This is a genomic window from Mucilaginibacter sp. (genome assembly GCF_036383575.1).
GTDB lineage: Bacteria > Bacteroidota > Bacteroidia > Sphingobacteriales > Sphingobacteriaceae > Mucilaginibacter.
This window is the reverse complement of sequence record NZ_DASVOB010000735.1, coordinates 1-4,725: the sequence shown is the minus strand read 5'-3', so window position 1 is coordinate 4,725 and position 4,725 is coordinate 1. Positions and strand designations below refer to the sequence as shown.

Below are 4,725 nucleotides of genomic sequence, written 5' to 3'. Positions count from 1 at the left end.
TCGGCAGTATGAGTCTTAAGTTTTAAACAGAAAAAGGGGGCGTTAACGCCCCCTTTTTCTGTTTAAAACTTAAGACTCATACTGCCGATAAACCTGGCAGGTGTCTGTGGTGTTAATCTTACTGACCATGCTTTTTCACTGGTCAGGTTATCAACCTTAAAGCTGATGCGGTATTTAGGCTGATCATAAAACAGCGTTGCATCAAGCAGTGTGTATGATGGAATGATGATCTTAGTAAGTGTGGTGTTGGTTTGGTACGAAGCATTACCATAGTTACCGCCAAAACCGGCACCTAAGCCTCTCAGGTTACCTGTAGGGATACGATAACTAACCCAGAAGTTTACGGTATGCGGCGAGCCTGACAAACCCGGACGCAGGCCCACTGTTGTTGAATCGCCTTTGGTAACCTTGCTGTCGTTATAAGCATAACCGGCCACAATGTTAAGGCCTGCAAATGGGTTAGCGGTAAGGTCAACCTCAACACCACGGCTGCGCTGGTTGCCATCCTGTACAGAATAGTTTACCGGATCGGCCGGATCGGGCCTGATGATATCTTTTACTTCAATGTCGTAGTAACTGATAGTACCGGTAAGCCTGTGGTCAAACACATCACCCTTTAAACCAAATTCAAGCTGGTTGGCATGCTCTGGTTTAAAACTGCTGCCATCTTTAAACACGCCGCTTTTGTTGAAAAAGCCATTCATGTAGTTACCAAACAATGATAATTTATCTTTAAACAGCTCATAAACCACGCCCAGTTTAGGTGAGAAAGCGGTTTGACCATACGGGCCTGTTTGTACACCATTGGCACCAAGGCCACCGGCGGTTACCCCTGTTGCAATATTATATACACCGCCGTATTGATAGCGATCGGCACGTAAGCTGGCCATTACCAATAATTGATCGGTAACATTAAATACGTCTGATATGTACGCCGCGTAAGTATTATCACCATTGTTTTCTTTTCGCAATGTTCCTTTGCTGGTCAATGAGTCGATCTTAAAGCGGCTAATACGATAAGTAGATGGAACGTTGATAAAATCAATTGCCGGCAGGTTAACGGTTACCCTGTCAAAGCTGTTAGAGTTGTTGTAATAGTCCAGTCCAGCTACTACACGGTTACGGTGGCTGCCTATCTTAAAATCGCCGATAAAGTTTTGTTGAAGATCTGTTGCTATAAACGAGGTATTACCTGCAATAACCTGCGGGCTCATGGTAGTTGCCGATTTACCGTTAAGCGCAGTGATGTATCCATTTATGGTTGAACGGGCGCGGGAAATAATGGTTTGTGAAGTCCATTTTTCTGAGATCTTGTAGTTGAGCTGGGCAAAGATGTTTATCATCTGGGTTGAATAAGCCAGGTCATTGCTCATGAAGGTTTTATTATATGGGAAATCAATATCTGCAATTGATTTCGGAGCTACCGGGGTTTTGTTGCCAACATAAGGGTTAAAACGCACCACTGAAGTAGCTTTGGCCTGGCCAAATTCAACATCAAGCAATAAGGAAAGCCTGTCGGTTATCTGGTATGAAAAACTTGGCGCAAGGCTTATAGTATTGGTAAAACCCAGATCCTGGAAACTTTTTTGAAAGGAGGTAGCACCGTTTAAGCGGAATAATGCTGTTTTGTCGGCATTAACCGGGGTGTTTACATCCCAGGCAATGCGGTTAAAGTTCCAGCTGCCGCCATAATAGGCAACTTCGCCGCCAAAGCCATTGTACGGTTTTTTAGTAACACGGTTGTATAAACCACCATAGCTGCTGGAGATGCTGGTACCAAATAATGTTGCTGATGGGCCTTTGATGGCTTCAATACGCTCAAGGTTTACCGGGTCAATAAAAGAAAATGCTGCACCTGCTACACCGTTACGGGCGTTAGGCTCTGTCTCAAATCCGCGTGAACGGAAGGTAACCCTACCCTGGTTGGCAATCATAGGGATACCTGCTCCCGGTACATTTTTGGAAATGCTGCCCAAGTCAACCGCCACTTGCTCCTGGATCAGTTCTTTTGAAACTGAGTTATAAACCTGCGGATTTTCAAGATTTTTTAACGGAAGGCGTGCAATGTAAACGCTCTCCTTTTTTGAAAACTTGTTGACATTGCCCGATATGGTCACTTCCTGGAGGGCCTGCACGTTTTCTTTAGGCAGCTGGTAGTTAACCGTAAGGGTTTGCCCTGCAATTACTTTAACAGGGATGTCTTTTTCGGCCGCTCCCAGTACCTGTATTTTGATGGTATAATTGCCTTCAGCGATATTATTGAATGAATAATTACCGTGCTCATCGGTAAGCGTGGTTTTAGCAAGTTCGGTGATGGATACCGAACCGGATGCCAGTGGCTGGCCATCAACCAAAGTTACTTTACCGGTAATATTGCCTGTTGTTTGTGCTTGTAAAGTAAATGGTGTGATGAATAAAAATGCGAGGATGATGGAAAATAAGGGTTTCATCAATAGTAAATATGAGTTAGTGAAACTTAAACGCCGGCAAATATATACCTTTATTTATAATAAGTCTAAATAAAGAAAGCCGGGTGCCTATTTTTGAAATAATCGCAATAAAGTGGCTTAAATCACGCTTCTGATTTAAATGTTGCTAAAACGTTTTTTAATTGTCAGTCGCAGCACTTAACTTTAAGGCGAGTCAATTCATCAACAAAACCTATATTCTAAATCTCAAATTAATGAACCTGAAAAAGTATTTACCTGTAGTTATCGGAAGTTTCTTGCTTAGCACCGGCGCTTTTGCTAAAGTGACAATGCCGGGTGTTTTTAGTGATAATATGGTTTTACAGCAAAAAACCATGGCCCGTGTATGGGGCAAGGCTGATGCCGGTAAAACTGTCACCATTACCTCGTCATGGAATAATAAAACCTATACAACCGTTGCTGATGCAGACGGTAACTGGAAAGTGAAAATCAAAACACCATCGTACGGAGGCCCTTACAAGGTTACCATAACCGATGGCAGCGCCCCTGTAGTTTTAAATAATGTACTGATAGGGGAGGTTTGGGTTTGCTCAGGGCAGTCGAACATGGAAATGCCTGTAGCCGGTTGGGGACAGGTGAATAATTATAAGGAAGAAATAGCCAACGCCAATTACCCGGAGATCCGTTTATTGCAGGTATCGCAGGCAACCAACCTTACCCCCCAAACCAATGTAAAAGTGGCTAATAGCGGTTGGATGGTATGCTCGCCTCAAACTATAGGCGAGTTTTCGTCAGTAGCTTATTTTTTTGGGAGAGAAATTAACAAGCAGGCAAAAATCCCTATTGGTTTGATCAGTACAAACTGGGGAGGTACTATGATCGAAGCCTGGAGCGATGAGAATGCTTTGACCAATAACCCTGTTTTCAGCGAGCAGATCAAACAACAACAGGAAACTGCCAAAACAGAAACTGCAACAACCTTTGCACAAAGGCTGGACGCATGGAATAAACTGGCCACTGCTGCCGATTGGGGCTACACCAACAACAACGCCTTTAATGCCGATACTACCGGCTGGCGAACTATGCAATTGCCCCAGTTTTTTGAAAAGAGTACTTTAGGAGATTTTGACGGCGTTGTTTGGTTTCGTAAAAAGATCAGCATTCCTGCAGCATGGGCAGGGCAGGATATTAAGATCAGTTTAGGTAAGATAGATGATAATGAGATAACATGGCTTAACGGTGAAAAAATTGGGGCTACCGACGGCTTCCTGCAATCGCGCAACTACATTATTCCTGCTGCAAAGGTAAAAGCGGGCGAAGCTGTTATTACTGTGCGCGTTTTTGACAGCGGAGGTGGCGGTGGATTGTACGGCGTTGATGAAATGCAACTGGTATCAGCATCGGGCGAGAAGATCTCATTGGCCGGTAACTGGGATTATAAAGTAGGTTTTAATATCAAAAGCCTGCCGCCTATGCCAGTTGGCGATAACCCGAACAGGCTGGCGGTATTGTATAATGCCATGATCAATCCGCTTACTCCTATGGCTATCCGCGGCGCTATCTGGTACCAGGGCGAAGCTAATACCGACAGACCCAGTCAGTACAAGGAGCTGTTTGAAGGCATGATAAACGGTTGGCGCACTACCTGGAACGAAGGTAATTTCCCGTTTTATTTTGTACAGTTAGCCAACTGGCAAAAACGCGATGTGGAGCCCGTACGTTCAGGCTGGGCTGAATTGAGAGAAGCCCAGACTCAAACGCTTGAGCTGCCCAATACAGGGATGGCCGTGGCTGCCGATCTGGGCGAGGCAGATAATATCCACCCCAAAAATAAACAGGAAGTTGGCCGTCGCCTTGCTTTGGTTGCTTTAGATAAAACCTACCATAAGTCGCAGCCGTATTCGGGCCCGATGTATAAATCGCAAAAGATTGATGGCGATAAAATTGAACTAAGCTTTAATTATACCGATGGCGGTTTAAAAGCAGAAGGCGGCGAAACAATGCAGGGTTTTGCCATTGCCGGCGAGGATATGAAGTTTCATTGGGCTACCGCCGTTATTAAAGGTAACAAGGTTATTGTAAGCAGCCCGGATGTTACAAACCCGGTTGCGGTAAGGTATGCCTGGGCCAATAACCCGGTAATCACCTTATATAATGGCGTTGGTTTGCCTGCTTCGCCTTTCCGTACGGATAACTGGGCGGGTAAATAATTAAAATGCGCCATTGCGAAGTACGAAGCAATCCCAAGCAGGGCGAACCTGCTCATAGGGAATTGCTTTGTACCTCGCAATTGACG

Annotated in this window: 2 protein-coding genes; one reads left to right on the top strand and one right to left on the bottom strand. The window is 44.8% G+C overall.

The window, feature by feature from the left end:
• Nucleotides 1-62 precede the first annotated feature (62 nt).
• The gene (locus VF500_RS26450) at nucleotides 63-2,450 is read right to left on the bottom strand and encodes a TonB-dependent receptor (RefSeq protein WP_330862539.1); all 2,388 of its coding nucleotides are present in this window, start codon (nucleotides 2,448-2,450) and stop codon (nucleotides 63-65) included.
• 233 nt (nucleotides 2,451-2,683) lie between these two features.
• Between VF500_RS26450 and VF500_RS26445 the strand changes: the two genes are divergently transcribed.
• On the top strand, nucleotides 2,684-4,639 hold the full coding sequence (locus tag VF500_RS26445; RefSeq protein ID WP_330862538.1) for a sialate O-acetylesterase: 1,956 nt from the start codon (nucleotides 2,684-2,686) through the stop codon (nucleotides 4,637-4,639).
• Nucleotides 4,640-4,725: the final 86 nt, after the last annotated feature.